We start from the raw sequence: 2,461 nt of genomic DNA, 5'->3' as shown, positions 1-2,461 counted from the left end.
CCGACTGCATGATGCCGATGAGCGAAGGCCGCAGAGACTCGCCGAGCGCGGTGCTCAGTTCGTAGGTGCGGTTGCGTGTCGTCTGGAGCCTGGCAGACATGGTGTCGTTGCGCGCTTCGAACTCGCGCCGCATCGAACCCTTGGACCCGGGCGCGGTCGTGAGCTGACGCTGCCGATCGAACTCGTCGGGCTTGTCCACCAGCTTGGCCAGCGTGTCCGAGTGCTCCATCCCGACCAACTCGACCATGACGCCCACGCGCTTGGACTGCGGGAGCTTGCCGATCGCCTCGATGATCTGCAGGAGCGTCGATGTTGCGTCGGTCGCCATGCCCTGCTGGATGGCGCCGCTGTCGAGCCCGATTTCGTTCACAGCCTGCTGGAACTTCTTGGTGCCCTTGGTCGCCGCCGCCAGCTTCTGGGTGATCGCGTTGATGGCAGTGGCGGCCGTTTCAGGCCGCTCGCCGAGCGTGAGCAATGTGCTAGCCAGTGCGGCGGCATCCGTCGCGCTCATCTTCACGGTGCTGACGACGCCGCTGACGCGGTTCAGCACGTCGATGATCTCGCCGCCTTTGCTGATGGCGTTGTCATCGAGGTAGTTGATCGCGTCAGCGAGCCCCTGGATCTGCGTGACCGGGATCTTGAAGTTCTTGCCAACCTTGCCCATGGCTTCAGCGATTTCAGCCGGCACGGCGTCGAAGGCGAGGGCCATCATCGCCGCGCTGCGCGTGTAGTCCGCCAGCGCGTCGGTAGGAACCTCCATGCGCGCGCCGGCGGCCATCATCTCGGCGAGCCGGTCGGTGGCGAGCGGAATCTCTCGACCCAGCGAGTGCACCTGCTCCTTGAGCGCGGCGTAGATGGCGGTGAGCCTGCCCGCGTCGTCCCGTGCGCCGGGGACTTGGCGGGCAATACCTAGCATCGCGTCTTCGAGGCTGGATGCGTCCTTCAGCGAAGTGACCACAGGCAGCCCTGCCACCGTACCGGCGCCGGTTGCCACGGCGCCACCGGCAGCAAGCTTGCCAGCTGCTGCCAAGCTCCCTTCGTACGCACGCCGATGCTGATGGGTCCGCTTCCATGTCTCGCCCAGCTGACTGGCCTTGGCCCGCTGCTGGTCAGCGCGTGCGCTGGTGGCCGCAAGCGCTTCCGCCAGGCGGCGTTCGTCAGCCGCGACGTTCTTGATTCCCAAGTTGGCCAGACGCTCCCTGAGCCGGCTCATGGTCTGCAGCTGGCCCTCATAGGCTTTGCTGCCCCTGGCCACGGCGCGTTCGGCGGCGGCCAGCTCGCGGGCGTGGACTTTGGCAGCATCGGCGTCGGCGACGTGCGCCGCCTTCAGCTCGGCCACGCGAAGGCGCATCGCCTTGAGCTGCTCGGCACTGGCCTTGACGGCACCCTGCAGCGTACGGAACTCGCCAATGGCCGCCTGCTGCTGCTTGAGCTGCTTGAGCTCGTCCAGCGTGGCTCTGAGCGCGCGGGCCGCATCCTTACTGCCGCGGTTGATGCTGCGCAGGGGCGCCGTGGCCTTGTCGATGGCCTGCAGGACCACCTGCAGGCGAAGGTTGCGGTCGGTGCTCACGGGTTGGGCTCAAGGATTTGGCGGGCGCCGTGCTCAGGTGTCGTCGTCCCGCTCGCAGCGCTCGCGGGCCCGCTCACGCCACGCCATCAACTCCGGCAGGGGCATGTCGGCCACGTCGGCCGGTCGCCAGTGGAAGACGATGGCCAGGTCGGCCATCGCGTCCTCTACACAGCGAGGGATGCATCCGGCCTCGCGGCCCTCGGCAACAAAAAACCGGCCACCTCTGTGCCGAGCTGCAGCAGGTCGGCCGGGTCGAGATTGGCGACGTCCACCTTGGTCAGCGTAGGCTGGGTGATGCGCGGCAGGATGGTCTGCAGCGCGGTCACGTCCATGTGCAGCAGGTCGGTCAGGTTGCAGCCGCGCAGTTCGCCGGAGACCGGCTTGCGTAGCTGGACCTGGGTGATGGTTTCGGCGCCGCGCTGGATGGGCGAGTCGAGCGTGATGGTGGGGGCGTTCATGGTGTTTCAGCTCCCGTCGGTCAGATGATGCCCAGGGCCTGGCGCGTCTCGGCCATGCGGTCGACGCCACCGACGACGAAGATGCCGTTGACCATGTCGATCTCGACGACCTCGACGCCATCGATGCTCAGCTTGTAGTAGGTGAGTTCGGTCTTGAACTTCACCTGCGTCATCTCGCCGGCCTTCGCGTTGCCGAAGTCGATCTCGCTGTGGCGGCCGCGCATGATGAGTTCGGCCGGGGTGATGGCCTCGGTGTCGTCGGCCTGCAAGGCCTGCGTCATGCGCAGCATCACGCCGTCGATCTTGACCGTGCCGAACTGGCGGATCGCGTCGACCAAGTAGCCGGCTGCCGTCCATTCGCAGGTGAGGGCCTCCAGGCCCTGGTCGATCTTGACCGAGCCGGGCATGCCGCCGGCGCGGTAGTCCTCCATTT

Annotated in this window: 4 protein-coding genes; all 4 read right to left on the bottom strand. The window is 66.8% G+C overall.

Translation table 11 applies throughout. The features are described from left to right. Nucleotides 1-1,570: phage tail tape measure protein (locus AC1DYI_RS32690; RefSeq protein ID WP_477208276.1), on the bottom strand; the 1,570-nt coding region annotated here is incomplete at its 3' end. 33 nt (nt 1,571-1,603) lie between these two features. Beyond that, on the bottom strand, nt 1,604-1,726 hold the full coding sequence (locus tag AC1DYI_RS32685; protein ID WP_477208275.1) for a GpE family phage tail protein: 123 nt from the start codon (nt 1,724-1,726) through the stop codon (nt 1,604-1,606). A gap of 8 nt (nt 1,727-1,734) precedes the next feature. After that, complete coding sequence (locus AC1DYI_RS32680; RefSeq protein ID WP_477208274.1) at nt 1,735-2,028, bottom strand: phage tail assembly protein; 294 nt, start codon at nt 2,026-2,028, stop codon at nt 1,735-1,737. Nucleotides 2,029-2,048: 20 nt separating this feature from the next. Further along, nucleotides 2,049-2,461: phage major tail tube protein (locus AC1DYI_RS32675; RefSeq protein ID WP_477208273.1), on the bottom strand; the 413-nt coding region annotated here is incomplete at its 5' end.

This window comes from Ideonella sp. P3_A4 (genome assembly GCF_056403075.1).
Note: the sequence above shows the minus strand (reverse complement) of the source record. Positions and strands in the feature narration are given on the sequence as shown.

Coding starts and splice junctions, on each gene's coding strand:
- AC1DYI_RS32680 (WP_477208274.1), bottom strand. CDS start 2,028: ATGAACGCCCCCACCATCACGCTCGACTCGCCCATCCAGCGCGGCGCC.
- AC1DYI_RS32685 (WP_477208275.1), bottom strand. CDS start 1,726: ATGGCCGACCTGGCCATCGTCTTCCACTGGCGACCGGCCGACGTGGCC.